Raw genomic sequence first — 20,362 nt, 5'->3', positions numbered from 1 at the left:
ACCAGCTCCGCGGCGAAGCCGCTGGAGCAAGGGGGTGTGGGGGCGTCAGCCCCCACGTAACCCTTCCCCCGCAGGGGGTCTGGGGGCGCAAGCCCCCAGTTTCGGGATGGGGGTACCTCCCACGCCGCTAGGCGTAGGGGGAGGGCGGGTAGGGGAGCAAAAAACGCCACCCCGGCCCGCACGCCTAGCCGCCCTCGGGCCGCCCCCGCATCGCCTCAAGCTCCTCGTTCGGGATCGCACCCCCGAAGCGCCGGTCCCGCTGCGCGTACTCCAGGCACGCACGCCACAGGTCGCGGCGGTCGAAGTCCGGCCACAGCACGTCCTGGAAGATCATCTCGGCGTAGCTGCTCTGCCAGATCAGGTAGTTCGAGACGCGCTGCTCGCCGCTGGGCCGCAGGAAGAGGTCCACGTCCGGCATGTCCGGGTAGTACAGGTACTTCTGGATGGTCTTCTCGGAGACCTTGGCCGGGTCGAGCTTGCCCGCCGCCACGTCCCGCGCGATGCCCTGCGCCGCGTCCGCGAGCTCCGCGCGCCCGCCGTAGTTGACGCAGAAGTACAGCGTCATCTTGTCGTTGTCCTTGGTCTGCTCCTGGGCGACCTGGAGCTCCTGGACGACCGACTTCCACATCTTCGGCATCCGGCCGACCCAGCGGATACGGATGCCGAGCTCGTCCATCTCGTCGCGGCGGCGGCGGATGACGTCGCGGTTGAAGTTCATGAGGAAGCGCACCTCGTCGGGTGAGCGCTTCCAGTTCTCGGTGGAGAAGGCGTAGAGGGAGAGGTTCTTGACGCCCATCTCGATGCAGCCCTTGAGGATGTCGAGGACGACGCCCTCGCCGACCTTGTGCCCCTCGGTGCGCGGCAGGCCGCGCTCCTTGGCCCAGCGGCCGTTGCCGTCCATGACGCAGGCGATATGGTTCGGCACCAGCTCGCCCGGGATCTTCGGCGGGCGCGCACCGGACGGGTGCGGCTCGGGCGCCTTGTACTCGCGGCGGGACCTGCCCAGGATTCCGCGTCGTGCCATGCGGCTCACATCTCCCTTTACTTCTTACTTTTCGACGTACCGAAGCGAGCGCAGTCCGCGCTCCAGGTGCCAGTGGAGGTACGCGGACACCAGCCCGCTGCCCTCTCTGACGTGGCGCGCCTCGCACGCGTCCGCTGTCGGCCAGTCGCCGCTCAGCAGCGCGCTGAGCAGCTCAATGGCCTCCGAGGAGGGTACGACGCTGCCGGGCACCCGGCAGTCGCCGCAGACGATGCCGCCCGCCGAGACGGAGAAGAACCGATTCGGTCCGTGCAGGCCGCATCGCGCGCAGTCCTCGAAGCTGGGCGCGTAGCCGTTGACGGCGAGGGAGCGCAGCAGAAACGCGTCGAGGATGAGGTGGGGGGCGTGCTCGCCGCGGGCGAGGGTGCGCAGGGCGCCGACGAGGAGGAGGTACTGCTGTACGGCGGGTTCGCCCTCGTGGTCGGTGAAGCGTTCGGCGGTCTCCAGCATGGCGGTGCCCGCGGTGTAGCAGGCGTAGTCGGCGACGATCGCGCCACCGTACGGAGCTATGGTCTCGCTCTGCGTGCAGAGAGGGAGCCCGCGCCCGACGAGTTCGCTGCCGCGAGCGAAGAACTGCACGTCGACGTGCGAGAAGGGTTCGAGCCGGGCCCCGAACTTGGACTTCGTACGCCGTACGCCTCGGGCGACGGCGCGCACGCGGCCGTGGCCGCGGGTGAGCAGCGTGATGATGCGGTCGGCCTCGCCCAGTTTCTGGGTGCGGAGGACGACGCCGTCGTCACGGAAGAGGCTCATGGCCCCATTCTCCTGTACGGAGGGCCATCGCCCGCACGCGCCAAAGCCTCAGCCCTCGATCCGCTCTTCCAGGCACACGGTCACACTGTCTCCGGCCTCCTTCCCGATGGCTTTTCGGAGTTCGGCCTTGACGGGGAGCTTGTGCGTACCGTCACCCAGAGCCATGAAGGAACTCCGGAACGCATGCCCGTCGATGGTGCCCCGCACCTTGACGAGCCCCCGGGTGCCGAAGAACTCGACGGACTCGGGCCAGACGACGTAGGTCCAGCCGCCCTTCTCCGGGCTCTTCCGCAGGGTTGCGGTGAATTGCTTGTTCATCACGGACGTCCTCACACCTTGGGAGCCAACGCTCTCTCCCAGATATGACGGCGCGGCGCGGGTAAACTCATCGCGCCCGGACCCCGGGATACAAAGGACCAGGCACATTGACATGTGACAGCGGATACATTCAGGAGGCTCGCTCATGAGCCGCACTGTCATCGATCTCGACGATGAAGCTCTGGAAGCAGCTGCGCGAGAACTCGGCACCACCACCAAACGCGACACCATCAACACCGCGCTACGCGAGGTGACGGCCCGCTACCGGCGGCTGCGCGCTCTGGAAGAGTCCCGCCGGCTCGTCGCCGACGGAGCCCTGGACATGGACATACTCCTGGACAAGCGCAAGTACCGCGGCGGCGTGCAGGGCGAGGAGCCCGACGACTCGCGCCGGAGCGCATGAGTGAACGTCGCGGACTACCTCATCGACACCGCGGCCCTCGCCCGCGTACTACTCGGCCAGGCAACGGCCGACCGCACATCGCGAGCAGGTGAAGAACGCACTCAACTCCTACTACGCCTGGTGCCCGATCCCGGACGGCGTCTACCGGCGAGCACGCGTAGTGCAGGAGCAACTCACAGCCAAAGGCGAACACCGTAGTGCCGGAACCGTCGACCTCCTCGTGTCCGCGGTCGCCGAAGAGTCCGGACTCACGCTCCTGCACTATGACCGCGACTTCACCACGATCGCCCGCACCACCGGTCAGCCGGAACGCATGATTGGCCTGCGTTCCTGACCCGGAGCCCGACTGCCCGACTGCCCGACAAGCCTGCCGACCCGGCCGGTGTCGTCGCGCTCCACTGCGGGTGGGGCGGTCTTCGCTGCGGAGACCGCCCCGTGTGACGCCGGTGCGTTACTTGACGTTCTCGAAGCCGATGCCGCCAGAGGGGCCGATCATGACCCGACGGGTCTCGTAGCCGCCCTTGCCGTCGTTGGCGTGCTTGCCCCAGTACTGGCACTTGTAGCCGGTGTCGGAATTGAAATCGACCGCCTTCGCGGCGGGGATCTCCTCGCAGGCGAGCTTGCTGGCGTCGGTACTCCCCGACTCGGGGCCGTAGCGCTCGTTCAGCGCGTTGTACACGACCTTCCCCACCAGCAGGCCCTTCTTGGGCGTGGTGTTGTAGGAGGTGATGCTGCTGCCCTCCCGGTAGCTGTCGCTGATCTTGACCTCGTAGGGGATCTCGGCCCCCGCGTACGTCACGACGCACTGACTGACCGCGCCGGCCTTCTGGGTCACGCCATTGGGGCACTTGGCGCTGGTCTCACCGGCCACCTCGGCGTCGAGGAGGATGACCTCGCGCAGACGGTGCTGCACCTGCTCGATGAAGGGCGCGTCGCGCTCAGGGGCCGGGGTGACCTTGAGGTTGTCTTCGCCGCGCTTGCGCACGTCCTCCTGGGGGCCGTTGATGGCGACCGGCAGCGCCTTCTGCGCGGCTCCTCCTCCGCCACTGGAGTCGGAGGAGGAGCCGTCAGAGCCGCAGCCGGCGGTGAGCAGACCGGCCGCGACCAGGCCGATCAGAATCTTGGGGTTTCGCATAAGCGGAGCGTAAACGCCGCCGTTGACACGTGTACGGGCGGGGCCGCGGTCACGGCAGCTTGCCGCGGCTGCGGGCGTTCACGTACGCCGTCGTCGCGCTGATCCGCTCCGCCGTCGTCGCCGGCCGTACCTGTCCCGGCTCGCACTCCCACACCGGGCCGCCGCCCAAGGGTCTGAGGCTCTGGGACGAGCCCGACTCTCCGACGAACCTGCCGACCCGGCCGGTGCCGGTGTCCACGACGTACGAGCCGATGGGCAGCGTCACCGTAGTGCGATCCCTTCCTTCGGCAGCACGGCTGTGAGCCTGCGGACCATGTCGATGTTGCAGCACCCCAATTCCACGAGAGGGCAGGGAGCTTCCCGTCCGTACGAAGCGAGCTCCACGCGCAGGGAGGGCAGGGTAATGCCCGACTGCCCCAGGGCAGTGCGGAGTTTATTCACGGCCTCCTCCGCATCCGCGAGGCATTCCGCGGAGTGCCGGGGCTTTTCCAAGTTCGCCATGAGGTCCCTTCCTGATCCGTTTCACTCTTTGCATTACAACGGTGACACTGCGCAGCTACTCTCAACAGAGGTACGCGCCCTACAACGGATGGGCAGCACAAGGAGGTTGAGCTATGGCCAAAACTTCACGGCAGGCGGCTTGGGAGTTCTTCGGCACGGAGTTGAAGCGGTGCCGGGAGGAGGCGGGACTTACCCAGGCGGTTCTGGGCACGCGGGTTTTCGTGTCCGGCGGGTACATCGGTCAATTCGAACAAGCCATTCGGAAGCCACAATTGGATGTGGCGGAGAGGATCGACGAGACGCTACAAACCGGAGGCCTTTTCGAGCGGATGTGGCGGAAGCTGATCCAGGAGGAGCGGTTCACGGCTTACTTCGCGCACGCGGCAGAGCTTGAGCGGCTGGCGACAGAGATCTACGAGTTCGCACCGGCGGTCGTCCCGGGGCTGCTCCAGACGCCCGAGTACGCACGCGCGATCTACCTGGCGAGCAACCCTCTCGCCGCCGACGAGTACATCGAGGAGATGGTCAAGCTGCGCATGGACCGCGCCCAGCTCCTCAAGGACGCGACACGGCCCGTGTACTGGGTGGTACTGCACGAGACGGCACTGCGCGTCCCGGTCGGCGACCCCGCCGTGATGGCCCGGCAGCTGGACCACATCGCGGCGATGGTCCGTGAGCGCAAGGCACTGGTTCAGGTGCTCCCGTTCTCGGCCGGGGCGCATCCGGAGATGGGCAAGATGATGAAACTCATGGAGTTCGAGGACGCCCCGCCAACTGTCCATACAGAGGCGGTGCTTTCGGGGAATCTGCTGGACGATCCGGCAGTAGTGAAGCGGGCGCAGGCGCATTACGATCTGATCAGGGCCGCCGCGCTGTCGACGGAGGCGTCCCTGACCCTGATCGAGTCGGCGGCGGAGGACTTCAGACGATGCGCGAGTACGACCTGAGCAACGCCCGGTGGCGCAAGAGCAGCTACAGCGGCGGCTCCGGCGGGGAGGACTGCGTCGAGGTGGCGTACGACTTCCCCGGCGCGGCCCCCTGGCGCAAGAGCACGTACAGCGGCGAGTCCTGCGTCGAGGTCCTGGACGACGTCCCCGGCGTCGTCCCCGTCCGCGACAGCAAGACCCCCTCCGGCCCCGTCCTCGTCATCGGGGCCACCGCCTGGACGGCATTCGTCGGTAGCGTCAGCTCCGGCGGATGACGCTCCGCGCCGCATAGAGCGGCCCAGCTCCTGTGGCTTCCGCAAGTGGCGGGATCATTCCCGTACCAGACATACGACCACCACCAGCCGGAACGGCACGCACGCACGCAGAAGTCGATGGCGGGAAGCTCCAGGACCTTGACGACCGTCCGCTCATCCTCCGTACGCGGCACGGGATTCACCATGAAGCAGCGGAAGATGAAGTCCGAATCCGTCGATGCCATTGCGGAGCCCAGGACAAATCCGTTTCGTTTCGTTTCTGGTTAATTCAATGCCGAGCACGCCGGCCCCTTGTCAGAACACCGAACTATGGCGGGCTTTGTTCAGAACGCGGGGCCGGTCGGCTCACAAAGGTGTGACGGCCCGTCAGTAAGGACCATTCACGTTGTCGATCGAGCCGTATCTGTCGGCGGCGTAGTTGCACGCGGCCGTGATGTTGGCGACCGGGTCGTAGCTGTCCATCGACGTGCCGGGCACGTGGTAGGCCTTGAACGTCGGGGCAATGACCTGGAGCAGTCCCTTGGACGGCGTTCCCGCCGCGGCGTTGGAGTCCCAGTTGTTGATGGCCAACGGGTTGCCCGAGGACTCGCGCATGATGTTGCGGTGGATGCCCTCGTAGGTGCCGGGGATGCCGTGCGCGGCCATGATGTCCAGCGACTCCTTGATCCAGCCGTCCAGGTTGTTGGCGTACTTCTTCGCCGCGGCCTGGACGACGCCCCCGCCCGCACCGCCCTGCGCGCTCTTGCCGGCCGCTGCCGGCGCCTTGCCCTTGGCGGCCTTGCCGTCGCCGAGCTTCAGCTTGAGGCCGGGGCGTATCAGCGACGGGTCGTCGCCGATGACGCCCCGGTTGTCCTCGTAGAGCTTCTTCCAGCCGCCGCTCACGGAATGAGTTTCGGCGATCTTGGACAGAGTGTCGCCCGCGACGACGGAGTAGGTCGCGGGGCCGGCCGGCTGAGCCGCGGCGGCGGTCGCCGGAGCCGACTGGACGACGGCGGGCCGTGCGGACGGCGCCGCGACAGCGGTGTTCGCGACCACCAGTGGCAGGGCGAGCGCGGCGCCACCCGCGCCCGCGGCGACAAGACGCCGGGCGAGTGAACTGGTGGTCCGGGGACGACGGTGTTTACCCATTGCGAGCATGACGAATTCCTCTCCGTCGCCTGCGAGGTGAGCTGTCGGGTTCGGACTGGAGATGCCCGGCCGCAGTGAATGCGGCTTCACCCCAAGCCGATCCGGATTGCGGATCGGCGACTTACCGGTTCCCCCGCTCCTGCCGTACGTGGGTGGGTGAGTGTGATTTCCGGACGGCGGCAGGATTTGGCGGTCCACCCGGAATGACGTGAACGTAGGCGAGGAAGTCCGGGTGAAACAAGTCCTGAATTCGCAGCGCAATCCCATTTACGAACCAGGCGGGGAGGGATTCCCTTCGCGGTGCGGCTCCCGGTAACTCAACTTTCCTTCTCCATGGGGGAAGTGGCATCCGAGGCCAGAACAGCGGCCCGCGACACCGTGACGCACATCACGGACCTTCAGTGAAATCGTTCTCTCCACAATGCCGCACAGAGAAGCACAAGTTGACACTAATGGTGCAGAATAGGATTTTCTAACCATGGCGAGCAAATTAACCCATAACGGAAGTTCAAACGCCCAGGTGGAGGCAGCAGTGAAGTGCCCCGACATGTCGCGCGGTGCGCGTCTCACCGCACACAACGCCGTCTCCGCAACCCTGGCCCCGCTCAGTGATCGCGCGCTGTACGAGCTCGTGGACGCGGCCGTGCCGATGGGTTCCGGCATCGGCGGGAAGTCGGCCCTGCTGGACGTCGGCGGAACCCCGGTCTTCGTCAAGCGGGTGCCCCTCACCGATCCGGAGAGGCAACCGGAGAACGTCCGGTCCACGGCGAACCTGTTCGAGCTGCCGGTCTTCTGCCAGTACGGCATCGGCGGCGGGCCGGGCTTCGGGGCCTGGAGAGAACTCGCCGTACACACCATGACGACGGACTGGGTGATCGCGAACGAATACGAGGGTTTCCCCCTGATGTACCACTGGCGGGTGCTGCCGGACTCGACGCCCCTGCCCGAGGAATTCGCCGACGTCGAACGGGCCGTCGCCTTCTGGGGCGGCGGACCGCAGGTGCGCAGCCGGATCGAGGCTCTCCAGCAGTCGACGGCGAGCCTCGCGCTGTTCCTGGAGTACATCCCGCAGAACCTGCACCAGTGGCTGGGCACTCAGGTCGAAGCAGGCGACGAGGCAACCGACCGGGCCTGCGCCATGGTGGAGAAGGAACTGGAAGCCGGCACCTCATTCATGAACAGCCAAGGCCTCCTGCACTTCGACGCCCACTTCGAGAACATCCTGACCGACGGCCGACGCCTCTACTTCACGGACTACGGCCTCTCCATCTCCTCCCAGTTCGAACTGTCGCGGGAAGAGGCCGACTTCTTCGACCGGCACCAGACCTACGACCGTGACTACACAACCGGCTACCTGGCGAACTGGCTGGTCACCACCCTGTACGGGTACGGGAGAGACGACCGCGACGCGCGGATGCGCGCGTATGCCCAAGGCGAGCACCCCACGGGAATCCCGGAGACGGCCGCGGCGATCGTCGCCCGCGATGCGCCGCTCGCCGCAGTGATGGCGGACTTCATCGGCAAGCTCCGGCACGAGAGCAGGGAAACCCCCTACCCGCTGGAGGAGATCCGCCGGATCGGCCGCTCCGTGGCTACTTCATCGTCAGCCACGACGCGTCGAGGGCGATGACCTTCAGCTCCTCCAGTGTGGCGGGCGGGGTGGTGCGGTTGGCCTGCTGGTCCGGAAACTTCGCGTTGTACGAGGTGACGGTGACCCGCAGCCCGTTCGGGTGCAGTACGTCGACCCGCCATTCCGTGGCGTCCTTGCCCTCACCGGGCCGTACGGACGTGGCCAGCTTCGCACCGCCCGGCAGGGTCTCGCTCCACCGCGGCGCCTTGTCGCCCGGGGACTCCTTCGCGGTGAGGCTGACGGAGCCCTTCGGGGTGAGGATGACCTGCAGGAAGCTCTCGGTCTTGTTTTTGACGTCGTTCGCCATGACGTAGCCGGTGCGGCTGTCACCGCCCCAGGACTTTGTCGAGAGCCCTGTGTGGGACAGCAGCTGCTGGAGCCGTGTTGTCACGGCCTGGCTTTCCCTGGCACGCCACTCCCCGGTCTGGAAGCGCGGGTTCGGGATGCCGTACTCGTTGATGGCCGGGTTGAGCATTGCGGCCAGCTGCTGCAACTGATCGTAGGTGAACGGCGGGTTGTTGCGGGTCTTCGTGCCTTGCTCGGGCAGCCCGTTGTAGATCGTCGTCTCGATGAGGAAACCTTCCCGGGACCTGGTGACTGCCCGCCACTTGACCAGGCCCTTTCCTCCCTTCTCCGTAAAGCCCTTGAAGACGCTGGGGCCCGTCCCCGTCCTGTCGCTCGCCATTGGGCTGGTGCAGCTCACGTCCGGTGGGGTAACGACCTCGGGACAGAGAACGATCTCCTTGTAGGCCTGGCCCTTGGGGGCCACCCGCTTGATGGAGAGTTCGACGAGCGCCTTGCCGAAGCCGTCGTCGTACACGAGTGATGCTTTGCCGGGCCGGCTCGGGTCGCCGGAGTTGCCTGTGCCGCGCTTCTCGGTCATATGCCCCTTGGGCAGCGTCCGCGACAGGATCTGCACCATCTGGTCGGCGGAGACCTCGAAGTGCATAGGGTCGCTGGGCTTCTGGTCCGACGACCGCTCGTGGGCTGCCACCTCGCGGGTGGAGGTGAGCCCGAGCGCCCAGCCCCCGTACAGCGTGGAGCCGGTCACCGCGATCATGGCGACCGCCCCGACGGCCGCACGGCGGCGCAGCAGCCGGGTCCGGCCGCGGCGCAGAGCTCCCTCGACCACCGCGCGGTGGTCCACGGTGAACGATTCGCCCGTGCGGTGAAACGCGTTTTCCAGGTCGTCTTCAAAAGGCATGGTGAGCCACCGTTCGTGGGTCGGTCGTGGGGCTTTCGTATCCGTGAGGGCCGGACTCGCAGGGCCGCGCAGAGAGCGGACGTCCGCTCAGTGCGCGGCGACGAGTTCGGCGAGGCTGCTGCCCAGTTGCTCACGGAGCCGGGCGAGCGTCCGGGAGCTGCGCGTACGCACAGCGGCGGAACTGACATTCATGGCTTCGGCGGTCTCCTCGATGCTGCGGTCCTCCCAGAACCGCAGCACCACCACCGCTCGGTCCTTCGGCGCCAGCTGCGCCAGCGCGTCGAGCAGCGCGACCCGAAGTGCCGGATCGTCGCCCTGCTCGGTGGGCGTGTCGGGAAGCTCGCCCAACGGCCGCTCACTCGCCGAGCGCCGCCGCCGCTGGGTCAGGTAGACGCGTACAAGGACGGTCTGGGCGTACGCGGCGGGGTTGTCGATCCCCGCCATGCGCCGCCACAGCCCGTACATCCGGCCGAGCGTCTCCTGCACCAGGTCTTCGGCGAGATGTGTGTCGCCACTGGTGAGCAGACATGCGGATCGGAAGAGAGGCCCCGCACGCCCGGCCGCGAACTCTATGAACTCGTCCGCGCGGGTCGTTCTCATGCCGTCCCCTTCGCATTGTTTTTTGTTCTTCACTCCATTGACGCGCCAGCCCCCGGGAGATGTTTCATACGTTTCCGCAGAAGTGGATGTGCAACATTCCCGTCCGCTCAGCGCGTCGTCTCAGCAGGAGCCGCTTGGTTCCACTCGGGGCTCAACTACCTCTGCAAGGGGGAGAGTTGTACAGAAAACACAGGCGACTGGGTACGGTCGTCGCGGCAGCGGCGCTGGCACTCGTCACCGGACCGGCAGCCGTCTTACCGGCGACTGCCGCCGACGAGCCGGCCACGGGCCGCGCCGCGGCCGGAGCGGACAACGACGGAGCACCCGCATCCGTGGCACATTGGATCACGCTGGTCACCGGCGACCGCGTGGGCGTCGACGCAAAGGGCAAGCCCGTACGGATCATGCCCGGCAAGGGGCGCGAAGACATACCGATCGCTGTCAGACGGGCCAACGGCCGAACGCTCGTTGTTCCGGGCGATGCGCAGCGGCTGATCGACTCGGGCCGTGTCGACAGCGCGCTGTTCGATGTCACCGAACTCGCCAAGGCCGAGTACCGGACCCGTGACCGCGCGGGGCTCGGGCTCATCGTCAGCTACGGCGGCCCGGGCGCGAAGGCGGCAGACGCGAAAGCGGCCGGGACGCTGAAGGCCGAGCTGCGGGAGGACGGCACCGCCAAGGTCCGCCGGACCTTCCCGCGGATCAACGCGGAAGCGCTCACGGTGCCCGCCAAGTCGGCGGGCAGCGTCTGGGAGACATTGACCAGGACCTCCGGGTCCGGTGCGGTGCAGCGTGGCGCGGCCCCCGGCCTCGAACGGATCTCGCTCGACGGAATCCGGAAGGCAAGCCTGGACAGGAGCGTTCCGCAGATCGGCGCCCCTGCGGCGTGGGCGGAAGGCTACGACGGAAAGGGCGTACGGATCGCGGTCCTGGACACCGGCGTCGATGAGACCCATCCGGATCTGCAGGGCCGTCAGGAAGCCGAGCAGAACTTCTCCCAATCTCCGGACACCAAGGACCGCTTCGGCCATGGCACCCATGTGGCGGCCATCGCCGCCGGTACGGGAGCGAAGTCCGCGGACAAGTTCCGCGGGGTGGCCCCCGGCGCCCGCCTTCTGGACGGCAAGGTGCTCGACGACGACGGTTTTGGATCCACTTCCGACATTCTCGCCGGCATCGACTGGGCCGTCTCCCAGAACGCCGACATCATCAATCTCAGCCTCGGCGCCCCCGACAGCTCTGAGATCGATCCCCTTGAGGAGGCCGTCAACCGGATCTCCGCCGAGCACGGCACGCTCTTCGTGATCGCGGCGGGCAACTCCGGCCCTGCCGCGGGCACCGTCGAATCCCCCGGCAGCGCGGAGGCCGCGCTGACGGTGGGCGCCGTCGACAAGAGCGATGTCATCGCCGAATCCTCCAGCCGCGGCCCGCGCGTCGGCGACGGAGGCGTCAAGCCCGACGTCACGGCACCTGGGGTAAGCATCACCGCGGCCTCTGCGTCGCCCGGCAGTGTGCTCGCCCAGAGGGTCGGCGAGCAGCCGCCGGGCTACATCACCATCTCCGGGACGTCCATGGCCACCCCGCATGCGGCCGGTGCCGCGGCGCTGCTCAAGCAGCAGCATCCGGAGTGGACGAACACGGAACTCAAGGCTGTACTCGCCACCAGTGCCCGGTCGGGCGGTGCGGGTGTGTTCGCCGAGGGCAACGGCCGTATCGACGTCACTGCGGCCCTGAAGCAGACGGTCGTCGCCGAGCCGACGTCAGTCGGTTTCGAGAAGCAGTTGTACCCGCACGCCGACGACAAGCCCGAGACCAGAAAGGTCACCTACCGCAATCTCGGCGGCGAGCCCGTCACCCTGGATCTGTCGGTGAGCGCCGTCGGGCCGGACAGCAAGCCCGCGGCTGCGGGAATGTTCACCCTTGACGCCGAGCGGGTGACCGTCCCCGCGGGCGGCACCGCCACGGTCGACCTGACGGCCGACACCCGGCCGGGCGGTGACGTGAACGGGCTGTACAGCGCCACGGTGACGGCCGAGGGCGCCGGTCAGACCGTGCGAACCACGGCGACGGTGGAGCGCGAGACCACGGCCTATGAGGTGACGGTCCGCCACATCGGCCGGGACGGGGAGGACACGTCGGACTACTGGACCTCCCTCGACGCCCTCACCGGGTCAAAAGTCGGCGCACCGCTCGAGTTGCCCGCTCACGGCGATGGCAACTACACGACACGGCTGCCGAAGGGCGTCTACTTCCTCAACACGATGATCTTCGGCGGGACCGACGACAGGAGCCGGATTACCGCGCCGCACTTCGAGGTGACTGAGGACACCACGGTGACCCTGGACGCCCGCACGGCCAAGCCGGTCGACATCACCGGTCCCGACCCCGCCGCCGAGCGGACCTTCGCCGAGGGCTTCCTCGAAGTGAAGACTCCTGACACCTGGTTCTCGCTCGGCTCGGCCGGCACCTCGTTCAAGAACTTTCGCACCGCGCAACTCGGGCCGGATTTCTCGACGGGCGGCACGCTGTTCCAGCAGTTCAACGCAATCGACGTGCGGGGTGAGAACGAGTACCACCTCACCTACGGCAACCCGGTGACCCGGCTGGCCACCGGTTTCGAACGCCATGCCAAGGCCGGTGACTTCGCCGAGGTCTCCCTGAGGCTCGGTGCCTCGGTCCCCGGGAAACAGGGAAATCTCGTCGCGAACCCGTCCACCGAGGGCCTCTTCGGCTCCATCATCACCCCGACCGTGACGCGGCCGCTGCCCGCCACGGTCAAGGCGTTTGTGACTACACCGGAGAACACTGACTGGGCTTTCCTGCTGTACCAGCTGGGCCAGCAGGACGACGAGTCCTTCATCGAGTTGTCGCACGGGGCCGGTAGAAAGACGTACGAGGCAGGAAAGGCATACCACCACGACCTCGGCATCGCGGTCTTCGGTCCCGCCCTCAAAGGCGGCCGGGGTATCTCGCGCGAAGGCGACACGATCACGGGTTGTATCAGCCTCCTCACCGATGGCGGGGGCAACGAGGGTTTCGCGAACGGGGACACGTTCTCGACGACCCTGTACCGCGACGACGTCGAGGTTCCTTCCGCTGGAGAACTGCTGTACTGCGGTTACAAGGCCACCGTCCCTGCGGACGCGGGCAGGTTCCGGCTGACGGCGTCGGCCACCCGCGGGGGTGCCGCCGCGGCCTCCACCGAGGTCTCCGCCACCTGGACGTTCACCTCCGGGCACACCACCGCCCCAGAGGCACTGCCGATCTCTGTGGTCCGCTTCACGCCACAACTCGCCGCCGATTCCACGGCCAAGGCGGGGGCCGTCACCAGCGTGCCGGTGACCGTCCAGGGCGCGGCCGCGGGCGACAACCTCAAGTCGCTGGCGGTGTCTGTCAGTTACGACGGCAAGACCTGGAAGAAGGTCAAGGTCGTCAAGGGCAAGGTGACGGTCCGCAACCCGAAGGCGGGACAGGGCATCTCGTTCCGGGCCGATGTCGTCGACAAGCAGGGCAACACGCTCGCCCAGACGCTCCTCAACGCGTATCGGGGCAGGTGAGGTCCCTGTAGTACGCGCAGCGGCCCGGCGGATCACAAGTCCGCCGGGCCGCTCCCGGCACTGGGATCTCTGCTCAGGCGAGCAAGATGATCTTGCCGCGGGTTTGGCCCGCCTCGCTGCTGCGATGGACGAGGGCAAGGTCCGACATCGGGTGGGACCCTGCGATGTCCACGACGAGCCCGCCGGCGTCGATGAGTTCGACAATGCTCGCCAGTTGTCCGACGTCGTTGCGGGCGACCATGTGCATGGCGGTGACGCTCGCGTCGGCGGGCGGCTCGACCGGTGTGGCGATCGAGACGACGACGCCGCCAGGCCGAATCCGGATCGGCCAGATCGCCTCGTACGATCTCGACGCCGTCCGGCAGCCCGGCCGCTGCGGGATCGCGGGCCAGCGCACGTACCCGGGTTCCCGCCGCCGGCAGCAGGTGGCCCATCGGATCGGCTACACCTCGGAGTTCGCGTTCGCCAACGCCTTCAAGCGGGAGTACGGAACGGCCCCCGGCCGATATCGAAGGCACAAGGGCGCCCGGCCACCAGTCATGCGCCGGTAGTCTCGGCCGAACCCTTCGAGCGGACTGCGAGCCACCCAGTGATACGAGACCTGTACAACGTCCGAGTGCAGCCCGCGGAGAGCAATTCCACACCGCTGACCGACGAGGAAGAGCGGCGCTTTCAGGCTGTGCTGTTCCGTGAGCTCGGGAACGAAATCGCCGACCGTGGCTGGGCGCGCTACCCGGCGTACACGCCAGAAGACCGCCGCCGACTGGTCGGCGTCGCTCACCGCCTCAGCGCGCACTGGGGACAGCGGGTGTTCGTCGAAGCCGAAGACCAGTGCGGCCTGAGGCTCTATCTCGCCGGCCACGAGGCCCAGTCAGCACTGCCGCCTGCCTAAAGGCCCAGGATTCTTCGCACCAGTACCCGGCTTTGGTCTCACCGCCGGATACGACCGTACGCTGCCGTGGCTGCGGAAGCCTGCTTCACGAAGTCGGACCCCACGCATACCGAAAGGTGAGCCCTACACCAATCGTGCACAATCCCATGGATATCAGCGACTTATCCTGCTCGGCGCGGCTCACGAAGGGCTGGAACACCGATTCGGCATCGACAGGAAGGAATTCCGCAACGCTGGTAATTACCTCGTCCAGACTGCCGCCGATCAAAAATGGGTTGACCGTCCTCACCGAAGAGCAGCTGGCTTGCCAACCGCGACGAGACCTCATGGAGGCTTTAATGGAGATCGCTTCGTTGCCGTACATCGATGAGCACGTGACGGTCATCGCGGCGGGAACCGACGACGTCTGGCGCAGTCTGGGCGAAACACTGGACCAATCCTTTTCGCGTCCTGGTATGGCCGGCTACGCGAGACTGGTTCGATCCGCCGACCGTACAGCGTCCGGGCCACGGCCCCTGGTCGAGGGCTCGACGTTTCCCGGTTTTCGGGTAGTCGCCGCGGTCCCGGGACGCGAGCTCGTGCTCAAGGGGCGTCATTATTTCTCGTCCTACGCCCTGATCTTTCGCCTTGAAGATGTCAGTCCGGAGCGATCACGGCTGCGTGCCGAAAGTCGAGCTGCCTTTCCCGGCCTGGCCGGCGGCTTCTACCGAGGGCTCGTCATTGGGACGGGCGGACACGTCGTTGGCATGCGCCGCCTGCTCTCAGCAATCCGCCGTCGATCCGAGTAGCCAAGGTTCCACTAACTGACGGCGCCAGGACGGATCAGGGCCCCGATGCGGTCCCGTCGCCCCCACGCAACCATGGCGGCGAGTACGAGTAGGACCACTGCCAGGATCGAAGGCGCATCGACGACAAAGTTCGTGATCACCGCTCCGATCATCTCAACGGCCAGCCCGAGCGCGGCGAGGCCGACGAGGCGCGGCACAAGTAGCCCGAAGGCGCCAACAACCTCAACGACGCCGGTGACGTACCTGAGCCACTGGCCGGCTCCGATGTCGTCAAAGGACTCGACCATCGCCTCCGCGCCGACAAGCTTTGCAAAGCCGGCGGCCAGGAACACCAGCACCAAGAGTGCCTGAAACACCCACAGAGCGATTTCCGCAGCCCGGCCTGGTCTGTTGGCCGATGACGTCGCCTGCCTACTCATCGAAGTCCCCCAGTTTTGTTCTTCATGGTTTGGCCAGGCAACTGGCTGCTTGGAAGCTACCCCTGTCTGAACGTATGAGCCTGGAGCTTGGCTAGGGAAAGGGTCGAATGCGCCTGTTTCGCAGGTTCGAGATCATCGCGAGTCGCGATCATGCTTTCAGAATGCGAGTTGTCGTCCGCGGCCGGTGCGGGTAGAAGGTGTACGGGCCGCCAGGGGCCATACCGAAGGGAACCTCGATGGCAGACGATGACGGCAAGGCTTCCGTAGAGTTCGCCCGGCTGCGCTACGCCACCTACGTCGAAACCCTCCGGGCCCGAATGCCCGAGGCACAGTTCGACCTCCTGATGCAGGCGATCGATCTGTACCTGAAGGCCGGTGGCGGTCGGATTCGGCTGCAGATGGACCCGGAGGACAGGGAGCTGTTCACCGCCGAGGTGAAGCAGGAGCTGCTCACCCTGCTCGGTCTCATCGGGGCCATGGAGCCGGGCCACGAGGACCGGGCCGAGCACGTCGTCGTTCCGCTCGGTGACGGCGAGCACGTCAAGGAGGCCATGTCCCTGGTTCCGGCCGACGTCGCCAAGGATCCGGAGAAGCTGCGCGCGATGCGCGACGCGCTCGACAGCCAGCGGCGCGATCAGAAGGAAGTCGAAGGGATCGCGAAGGCGAGCGGAATGCCCTTCGCCGAACACGAGCCGGAGCAGCCCGACGAAGGCCAGTGAGGTTGCACCGGGGTGCCGGGATGTCAAGGTGCCGGGATGTCAGGGCGCTCCCGGCTACCTCAGGCGTCGGCGCCGGGGTTCCTTCGGGCAGCGCTGGGCTTCCGTCAGCTCCACGTCCTTCCTGATCGCCCGGGACAGTACGACCCCGCCCATCAGCAGCGCCACCCCGAACCAGGACGCCGCCGCGTCCAGGATCAGGACCACGATGCCGATCCCGATCATCAGGCCGACCAGCGGGATCAGCAGGCTGCGTACCGGGGGACCGGGACGGCCGGGGAGAGTGCGGCTGAGGGCCAGTCGCGGGTACCACTCCGTGAAGCGCAGGGCCACCACGATCGCCGTGATCTGGATGATCCAGCCCGTCCACAGGTTGCCCGGGTTGTGCAGGACCAGATCCCCGAAGCCGCCCACGAGCGCCGCCACCAGGAAGGCCAGGCCCCACGCGGCCGTGACGACGTAGTTGGCACGGATGAATTCGTGCGAGTACCAGTACTGGCGGTCGACCCGTTCGCGGGCGTACTGAGTGGTGAAGGGAAACCGCACCGCCATCGAGCCGAAGGCGATGGCCACCAGCGCGAGGTTGGAGATCTCGCCCGCGTATCTCTCCAGCCAGGTATGGGTGCTGGGGGACGCTACGGCCCCGAGGACCACCATCGCGCCGAAGAAGACGATGTTCGCGACTTCGAGGATCTTGAGGGAGCTGCCGCGGTGCAGGGTCCGTACCGTGGCGGTGAGTGCCACCGTCGCCGCCAGGGCGAGGGCCACCGCCAGTTCGAAGCGGCCCGGGCCGACCAGGACCGAGAAGATGATCCATGGGGACATTCCGGCGATCGGGCTGTGGAGTACGCCGCGGAGCCGGCCGCCTCCGGATGCCGTGCCCGCCGTGCCTGCCGTGCCTGCCGGACCTCCGGGTCCGGCAGGGCCACCCGGTCCACCAGGGCCGCCAGGGCTACCGGAACCCGCCGATCCCGTTGTGCCTGCGGTGCCTGTCGCGTCGCTCATGGCGGGGCCCTTTCCGGGCCCGCGCTGGGCCCAGCGATCAGTCCCCGTAATTCCCGTCAGATCCAGACGATTCCTGCCCATTCCGGCAGATTCCTCTTGATTCCAGCCTGCCACGCGCGAGCGGCCGGGGGCGGTGCAACCTGGCCAGATGGGTCAGATTAGGGTGTCCTTACCTGGTCCCGTTCGGGCACCAGCTCATAAACCAGGCTTATGGGTCCATAGGTACAGGACGGGTACCGCAGCGGGAGTGTCGTTGCCAGGGTGGCGTACGAGACCGCAGCCGTCGCCCGTGACGCGCCGCGCCCTCCCGCCGGGGCCATGCCTCCCCGTGGACACCGTTTTCGAAGGGAACCCTCATGGACCGCCCCCTGCGGGTCGCGATCGTCGGTGCCGGCCCCGCCGGGATCTACGCGGCCGACGCGCTGCTGAAGTCCGATGCCGCCGCCGAGCCCGGCGTCTCCATCGACCTCTTCGAGCGGATGCCCGCCCCGTTCGGTCTGATCCGGTACGGCGTCGCGCCCGATCACCCCCGTATCAAGGGCATCATCACCGCCCTCCATCAGGTTCTGGACAAGCCCCAGATACGTCTCTTCGGCAATGTCGACTACCCGCGTGACATCAACCTGGACGACCTCCACGCGTTCTACGACGCCGTGATCTTCTCCACCGGCGCGGACGCCGACCGGGCGCTGGACATCCCCGGCATCGGTCTCGACGGCTCCCACGGCGCGGCCGACTTCGTCTCCTGGTACGACGGCCACCCGGACGTCCCCCGCACCTGGCCCCTGGAGGCCGAGAAGGTCGCGGTCCTCGGCGTCGGCAATGTCGCCCTGGACGTCGCCCGCATCCTCGCCAAGACCGCCGACGAGCTGCTGCCGACCGAGATCCCGCCGAATGTGTACGAGGGTCTGGCCGCCAACAAGGCCCTTGAGGTCCACGTCTTCGGGCGCCGTGGCCCCGCGCAGGCCAAGTTCAGCCCGATGGAGCTGCGTGAGCTCGATCACTCGCCGAACATCGAGGTCATCGTCAACCCCGAGGACATCGACTACGACGACGGCTCCATCGCCGCCCGCCGCGCCAACAAGCAGGCCAACATGGTCGCCTCCACGCTGGAGAACTGGGCGATCCGCGACGTCGGCGACCGCCCCCACAAGCTGTTCCTGCACTTCTTCGAGTCCCCCACCGAAGTCGTCGGCGAGGACGGCCGCGTCGTGGGGCTGCGTACCGAGCGCACACAGCTCGACGGCACCGGCAACGTCACCGGCACGGGCGAGATGCGCACCTGGGACATCCAGGCCGTCTACCGCGCGGTCGGCTATCTCTCCGAGGAGCTGCCCAAGCTGCCGTTCGACTGCGTCACCGGGACCGTCCCGCACGAGGGCGGGCGTGTCATCGAGGGCGGCGAGCACCTTCCGTCCACGTACGTGACCGGGTGGATCAAGCGCGGACCCGTCGGGCTCATCGGCCACACCAAGGGCGACGCCAACGAGACGGTCGCCCACCTGCTGGACGACCACGCCAATGACCGGCTGCTGTCGCCCGCCACGCCCGCCGAGGAGGCCGTGGTCGGCTTCCTGGAGAGCCGGGGCGTCTCGTATACGACGTGGGAGGGCTGGCACCGGCTCGACGCCGCCGAGCGTGCCCTGGGTGCGGCTGAGGGCCGTGATCGCGTCAAGATCGTGGAGCGCGACGAGATGGTCCGCGCGAGTACTGAAGCCGTATAGGCCGTACAGGCCGTGCAGGTCGTACAGGACTGAGAGCGGACCCGCCGGTCCGCTCTCAGCGGGCCGGCGGCGGCGGTGCCGTGGACTGGCGGATCACCATCCGCGTCGGCACCAGCGTCCTGCCCCGCTCCCCCGCGTTCGAGCGGATCTGGCGCATCGCGCCCTCGACACACAGGCGGCCAACCTCCACGAAGTCCTGATGGACGGTGGTGAGCGGCGGCACATACGAGGCGGAGTCCGGGATGTCGTCGAACCCGACCACGCTGACCTGATCGGGCACTGTACGGCCGCTCTCGTGCAGCGCCCGCAGCAGCCCGAGCGCCATCTGGTCGTTGGCGGCGAACACCGCCGTACAGCCCGGCTCCGCGGCCAGCCGCAGCCCCGCCCGGTATCCCGAGTCGGCCGACCAGTCGCCGCGCAGCGGCTCCGGCACCTCCCGGCCGGCTTCCCGCAGGGTGGCCCGCCAGGCATCGGCCCTGCGCTGGGCCGCGAACGACTCCACGGGGCCCGCGAGATGCCAGACCGTCTTATGCCCCAGCTCCAGCAGATGCCGTACGGCTTCCCTGGCGCCGCCCGCCTGGTCGGTGTCGACCACGCTGTACTGGTCGTCGGCGTCCGAGTCGGCCACGACCACGCCGACATGGGGCGGCAGTGAGACCGTCGCCGCGTCCAGCAGGTGGACCTCCATGATCACGATGATCGCGTCCACCGCCAGTTCGCCCAGTCGCGTGAACGCGCCGCGCACCTGGCTCTGGGTCGGTACGGCCACCGGGAGCAGGGTGGTGGCGTACCCATGCTGCGCCGCCGAGGTCGCGATGGCCTCAAGGGTGTAGACATTGCCAGTGGTCGACAGGCCGAACAGGATGATCCCGAGGGTGCGGAAGTCACCCCGCTTGAGGGCACGAGCCGCGCTGTTGGGCCGGTAGCCCAGTTCCTGCATCGCCGTGAGCACCTGCTCACGCGTGCTCTCCACGACGCCCGGGTGGCCGTTGGCGACCCGGGACACGGTCTGCGAGGACACCCCGGCCCGCTGGGCGACATCCGCCATGGACACGCTGCGCCGACGGCGCGGCGGCACGTCGGCAGGCTCGGTCACCGCGGGCTCGGTCACCGCGGGCTCGGTCACCGCGGGCTCGGTCACCGCGGGCTCGGTCACCGCGGGCTCGGTCACCGCGGACCCGGTCACCGCGGACCCGGCGGTCCCCGCGGACCCGGCGGTCCCGGCAGCCCCAGCCCCAGCCACCGCAGACCCGGCCCCCGGGCCCGCCTCCACCCGGTCGTCCGTCTGCCCGCTGTCCACGATCTACTTCCTCCACCCCTGCTGCCGCAACTGAATTGAAACCCGC

24 protein-coding genes and 1 riboswitch are annotated in these 20,362 nt (G+C 67.6%); of the genes, 11 read left to right on the top strand and 13 right to left on the bottom strand.

Annotated elements, in window-relative coordinates; all coding sequences use genetic code 11:
* Positions 1-184 precede the first annotated feature (184 nt).
* The 3 genes from ACIHCQ_RS10275 to ACIHCQ_RS10265 are packed head-to-tail and all read right to left on the bottom strand — an operon-like array spanning position 185 to position 2,113.
* Positions 185-1,024 (bottom strand): isoprenyl transferase, encoded by an 840-nt coding sequence (locus ACIHCQ_RS10275; RefSeq protein WP_399659881.1) that lies wholly within the window; start codon positions 1,022-1,024, stop codon positions 185-187.
* Positions 1,025-1,048: 24 nt separating this feature from the next.
* Positions 1,049-1,795, bottom strand: coding sequence for a DNA repair protein RecO (gene recO, locus ACIHCQ_RS10270; protein WP_399659878.1), 747 nt, complete (start codon positions 1,793-1,795; stop codon positions 1,049-1,051).
* A 48-nt stretch (positions 1,796-1,843) separates the two neighbouring features.
* Positions 1,844-2,113 (bottom strand): DUF1905 domain-containing protein, encoded by a 270-nt coding sequence (locus tag ACIHCQ_RS10265; protein WP_399659876.1) that lies wholly within the window; start codon positions 2,111-2,113, stop codon positions 1,844-1,846.
* A gap of 145 nt (positions 2,114-2,258) precedes the next feature.
* On the opposite strand from ACIHCQ_RS10265, the gene ACIHCQ_RS10260 reads away from it, so the two are divergent.
* Positions 2,259-2,516, top strand: coding sequence for a type II toxin-antitoxin system VapB family antitoxin (locus ACIHCQ_RS10260; RefSeq protein ID WP_399659874.1), 258 nt, complete (start codon positions 2,259-2,261; stop codon positions 2,514-2,516).
* 88 nt (positions 2,517-2,604) lie between these two features.
* Positions 2,605-2,850, top strand: coding sequence for a PIN domain-containing protein (locus ACIHCQ_RS10255; RefSeq protein ID WP_399659871.1), 246 nt, complete (start codon positions 2,605-2,607; stop codon positions 2,848-2,850).
* 117 nt (positions 2,851-2,967) lie between these two features.
* On the opposite strand, the gene ACIHCQ_RS10250 is transcribed toward ACIHCQ_RS10255, so the two are convergent.
* From ACIHCQ_RS10250 to ACIHCQ_RS10240, 3 genes are read right to left on the bottom strand one after another with little or no spacing between them, the layout of a single operon-like run.
* Complete coding sequence (locus ACIHCQ_RS10250) at positions 2,968-3,651, bottom strand: hypothetical protein (protein ID WP_399659868.1); 684 nt, start codon at positions 3,649-3,651, stop codon at positions 2,968-2,970.
* 49 nt (positions 3,652-3,700) lie between these two features.
* Positions 3,701-3,916, bottom strand: a complete 216-nt coding sequence (locus ACIHCQ_RS10245) for a hypothetical protein (RefSeq protein WP_399659866.1) — start codon at positions 3,914-3,916, stop codon at positions 3,701-3,703.
* Positions 3,913-4,152 (bottom strand): hypothetical protein, encoded by a 240-nt coding sequence (locus ACIHCQ_RS10240; RefSeq protein WP_399659862.1) that lies wholly within the window; start codon positions 4,150-4,152, stop codon positions 3,913-3,915. The genes ACIHCQ_RS10245 and ACIHCQ_RS10240 overlap by 4 nt, the downstream gene beginning before the upstream one ends.
* Positions 4,153-4,265: 113 nt before the next feature.
* On the opposite strand from ACIHCQ_RS10240, the gene ACIHCQ_RS10235 reads away from it, so the two are divergent.
* Together ACIHCQ_RS10235 and ACIHCQ_RS10230 are read left to right on the top strand one after the other, a co-directional pair.
* On the top strand, positions 4,266-5,099 hold the full coding sequence (locus ACIHCQ_RS10235) for a Scr1 family TA system antitoxin-like transcriptional regulator (RefSeq protein WP_399659859.1): 834 nt from the start codon (positions 4,266-4,268) through the stop codon (positions 5,097-5,099).
* The gene (locus ACIHCQ_RS10230) at positions 5,081-5,353 is read left to right on the top strand and encodes a DUF397 domain-containing protein (RefSeq protein ID WP_399659857.1); all 273 of its coding nucleotides are present in this window, start codon (positions 5,081-5,083) and stop codon (positions 5,351-5,353) included. Before ACIHCQ_RS10235 ends, ACIHCQ_RS10230 begins: the two co-directional genes overlap by 19 nt.
* 366 nt (positions 5,354-5,719) lie before the next feature.
* On the opposite strand, the gene ACIHCQ_RS10225 is transcribed toward ACIHCQ_RS10230, so the two are convergent.
* Positions 5,720-6,490, bottom strand: coding sequence for a transglycosylase SLT domain-containing protein (locus ACIHCQ_RS10225; protein WP_399659854.1), 771 nt, complete (start codon positions 6,488-6,490; stop codon positions 5,720-5,722).
* A gap of 4 nt (positions 6,491-6,494) precedes the next feature.
* Positions 6,495-6,650: riboswitch (cyclic di-AMP (ydaO/yuaA leader) on the bottom strand.
* A gap of 378 nt (positions 6,651-7,028) precedes the next feature.
* Here ACIHCQ_RS10225 and ACIHCQ_RS10220 point away from each other — a divergent pair.
* Complete coding sequence (locus ACIHCQ_RS10220; RefSeq protein WP_399660047.1) at positions 7,029-8,111, top strand: protein kinase family protein; 1,083 nt, start codon at positions 7,029-7,031, stop codon at positions 8,109-8,111.
* Here the strand turns inward: ACIHCQ_RS10220 and ACIHCQ_RS10215 are convergent.
* Together ACIHCQ_RS10215 and ACIHCQ_RS10210 are read right to left on the bottom strand one after the other, a co-directional pair.
* On the bottom strand, positions 8,074-9,315 hold the full coding sequence (locus ACIHCQ_RS10215) for a hypothetical protein (RefSeq protein WP_399659851.1): 1,242 nt from the start codon (positions 9,313-9,315) through the stop codon (positions 8,074-8,076). The genes ACIHCQ_RS10220 and ACIHCQ_RS10215 overlap by 38 nt on opposite strands.
* Before the next feature lie 87 nt (positions 9,316-9,402).
* Positions 9,403-9,915 carry a SigE family RNA polymerase sigma factor gene (locus tag ACIHCQ_RS10210; RefSeq protein WP_399659848.1) on the bottom strand — a complete coding sequence of 171 codons (513 nt, stop codon included), beginning with the start codon at positions 9,913-9,915 and terminating at the stop codon, positions 9,403-9,405.
* A 176-nt stretch (positions 9,916-10,091) separates the two neighbouring features.
* On the opposite strand from ACIHCQ_RS10210, the gene ACIHCQ_RS10205 reads away from it, so the two are divergent.
* Positions 10,092-13,472, top strand: a complete 3,381-nt coding sequence (locus ACIHCQ_RS10205; RefSeq protein ID WP_399659845.1) for a S8 family peptidase — start codon at positions 10,092-10,094, stop codon at positions 13,470-13,472.
* A gap of 73 nt (positions 13,473-13,545) precedes the next feature.
* Here the strand turns inward: ACIHCQ_RS10205 and ACIHCQ_RS10200 are convergent, their stop codons facing one another.
* Positions 13,546-13,764: a zinc-binding dehydrogenase gene (locus ACIHCQ_RS10200; protein ID WP_399660045.1), complete on the bottom strand. Its 219-nt coding sequence runs from the start codon at positions 13,762-13,764 to the stop codon at positions 13,546-13,548.
* Between ACIHCQ_RS10200 and ACIHCQ_RS10195 the strand changes: the two genes are divergently transcribed.
* From ACIHCQ_RS10195 to ACIHCQ_RS10185, 3 genes are all read left to right on the top strand, one after another.
* A complete protein-coding gene (locus ACIHCQ_RS10195) occupies positions 13,718-14,023 on the top strand; it encodes a helix-turn-helix domain-containing protein (protein WP_399660063.1) in 306 nt (101 codons plus the stop codon). The genes ACIHCQ_RS10200 and ACIHCQ_RS10195 overlap by 47 nt on opposite strands.
* Before the next feature lie 65 nt (positions 14,024-14,088).
* Complete coding sequence (locus tag ACIHCQ_RS10190) at positions 14,089-14,364, top strand: hypothetical protein (RefSeq protein ID WP_399659843.1); 276 nt, start codon at positions 14,089-14,091, stop codon at positions 14,362-14,364.
* Positions 14,365-14,702: 338 nt separating this feature from the next.
* Positions 14,703-15,152 (top strand): hypothetical protein, encoded by a 450-nt coding sequence (locus tag ACIHCQ_RS10185; protein WP_399660043.1) that lies wholly within the window; start codon positions 14,703-14,705, stop codon positions 15,150-15,152.
* A gap of 11 nt (positions 15,153-15,163) precedes the next feature.
* Here ACIHCQ_RS10185 and ACIHCQ_RS10180 read toward each other — a convergent pair whose 3' ends face one another.
* Positions 15,164-15,571 (bottom strand): DoxX family protein, encoded by a 408-nt coding sequence (locus ACIHCQ_RS10180; protein ID WP_399659840.1) that lies wholly within the window; start codon positions 15,569-15,571, stop codon positions 15,164-15,166.
* A 236-nt stretch (positions 15,572-15,807) separates the two neighbouring features.
* On the opposite strand from ACIHCQ_RS10180, the gene ACIHCQ_RS10175 reads away from it, so the two are divergent.
* Entirely contained in the window at positions 15,808-16,290 is a 483-nt protein-coding gene (locus ACIHCQ_RS10175; protein WP_399659838.1) for a hypothetical protein, read from the top strand.
* Positions 16,291-16,344: 54 nt separating this feature from the next.
* Here ACIHCQ_RS10175 and ACIHCQ_RS10170 read toward each other — a convergent pair whose 3' ends face one another.
* Positions 16,345-17,112, bottom strand: coding sequence for a hypothetical protein (locus tag ACIHCQ_RS10170; RefSeq protein ID WP_399659836.1), 768 nt, complete (start codon positions 17,110-17,112; stop codon positions 16,345-16,347).
* Between the two features lie 536 nt (positions 17,113-17,648).
* Between ACIHCQ_RS10170 and ACIHCQ_RS10165 the strand changes: the two genes are divergently transcribed.
* Complete coding sequence (locus ACIHCQ_RS10165; RefSeq protein WP_399659833.1) at positions 17,649-19,016, top strand: FAD-dependent oxidoreductase; 1,368 nt, start codon at positions 17,649-17,651, stop codon at positions 19,014-19,016.
* Between the two features lie 55 nt (positions 19,017-19,071).
* Here the strand turns inward: ACIHCQ_RS10165 and ACIHCQ_RS10160 are convergent, their stop codons facing one another.
* A complete protein-coding gene (locus tag ACIHCQ_RS10160; RefSeq protein ID WP_399660040.1) occupies positions 19,072-20,064 on the bottom strand; it encodes a LacI family DNA-binding transcriptional regulator in 993 nt (330 codons plus the stop codon).
* Positions 20,065-20,362: the final 298 nt, after the last annotated feature.

Source organism: Streptomyces sp. NPDC052236 (assembly GCF_044548015.1).
Lineage (GTDB): Bacteria > Actinomycetota > Actinomycetes > Streptomycetales > Streptomycetaceae > Streptomyces.
Note: the sequence above shows the minus strand (reverse complement) of the source record. Positions and strands in the feature narration are given on the sequence as shown.

What these genes read in the sequence shown, in the direction of transcription:
- ACIHCQ_RS10275 (WP_399659881.1), bottom strand. Translation starts at nt 1,024, where the DNA reads ATGGCACGACGCGGAATCCTGGGCAGGTCCCGCCGCGAGTACAAGGCG.
- recO (WP_399659878.1), bottom strand. Translation starts at nt 1,795, where the DNA reads ATGAGCCTCTTCCGTGACGACGGCGTCGTCCTCCGCACCCAGAAACTG.
- ACIHCQ_RS10265 (WP_399659876.1), bottom strand. Translation starts at nt 2,113, where the DNA reads ATGAACAAGCAATTCACCGCAACCCTGCGGAAGAGCCCGGAGAAGGGC.
- ACIHCQ_RS10260 (WP_399659874.1), top strand. Translation starts at nt 2,259, where the DNA reads ATGAGCCGCACTGTCATCGATCTCGACGATGAAGCTCTGGAAGCAGCT.
- ACIHCQ_RS10250 (WP_399659868.1), bottom strand. Translation starts at nt 3,651, where the DNA reads ATGCGAAACCCCAAGATTCTGATCGGCCTGGTCGCGGCCGGTCTGCTC.
- ACIHCQ_RS10240 (WP_399659862.1), bottom strand. Translation starts at nt 4,152, where the DNA reads ATGGCGAACTTGGAAAAGCCCCGGCACTCCGCGGAATGCCTCGCGGAT.
- ACIHCQ_RS10235 (WP_399659859.1), top strand. Translation starts at nt 4,266, where the DNA reads ATGGCCAAAACTTCACGGCAGGCGGCTTGGGAGTTCTTCGGCACGGAG.
- ACIHCQ_RS10230 (WP_399659857.1), top strand. Translation starts at nt 5,081, where the DNA reads ATGCGCGAGTACGACCTGAGCAACGCCCGGTGGCGCAAGAGCAGCTAC.
- ACIHCQ_RS10225 (WP_399659854.1), bottom strand. Translation starts at nt 6,490, where the DNA reads ATGCTCGCAATGGGTAAACACCGTCGTCCCCGGACCACCAGTTCACTC.
- ACIHCQ_RS10220 (WP_399660047.1), top strand. Translation starts at nt 7,029, where the DNA reads ATGTCGCGCGGTGCGCGTCTCACCGCACACAACGCCGTCTCCGCAACC.
- ACIHCQ_RS10215 (WP_399659851.1), bottom strand. Translation starts at nt 9,315, where the DNA reads ATGCCTTTTGAAGACGACCTGGAAAACGCGTTTCACCGCACGGGCGAA.
- ACIHCQ_RS10210 (WP_399659848.1), bottom strand. Translation starts at nt 9,915, where the DNA reads ATGAGAACGACCCGCGCGGACGAGTTCATAGAGTTCGCGGCCGGGCGT.
- ACIHCQ_RS10195 (WP_399660063.1), top strand. Translation starts at nt 13,718, where the DNA reads ATGGCGGTGACGCTCGCGTCGGCGGGCGGCTCGACCGGTGTGGCGATC.
- ACIHCQ_RS10185 (WP_399660043.1), top strand. Translation starts at nt 14,703, where the DNA reads ATGGAGATCGCTTCGTTGCCGTACATCGATGAGCACGTGACGGTCATC.
- ACIHCQ_RS10180 (WP_399659840.1), bottom strand. Translation starts at nt 15,571, where the DNA reads ATGAGTAGGCAGGCGACGTCATCGGCCAACAGACCAGGCCGGGCTGCG.
- ACIHCQ_RS10175 (WP_399659838.1), top strand. Translation starts at nt 15,808, where the DNA reads ATGGCAGACGATGACGGCAAGGCTTCCGTAGAGTTCGCCCGGCTGCGC.
- ACIHCQ_RS10170 (WP_399659836.1), bottom strand. Translation starts at nt 17,112, where the DNA reads ATGTCCCCATGGATCATCTTCTCGGTCCTGGTCGGCCCGGGCCGCTTC.
- ACIHCQ_RS10165 (WP_399659833.1), top strand. Translation starts at nt 17,649, where the DNA reads ATGGACCGCCCCCTGCGGGTCGCGATCGTCGGTGCCGGCCCCGCCGGG.
- ACIHCQ_RS10160 (WP_399660040.1), bottom strand. Translation starts at nt 20,064, where the DNA reads ATGGCGGATGTCGCCCAGCGGGCCGGGGTGTCCTCGCAGACCGTGTCC.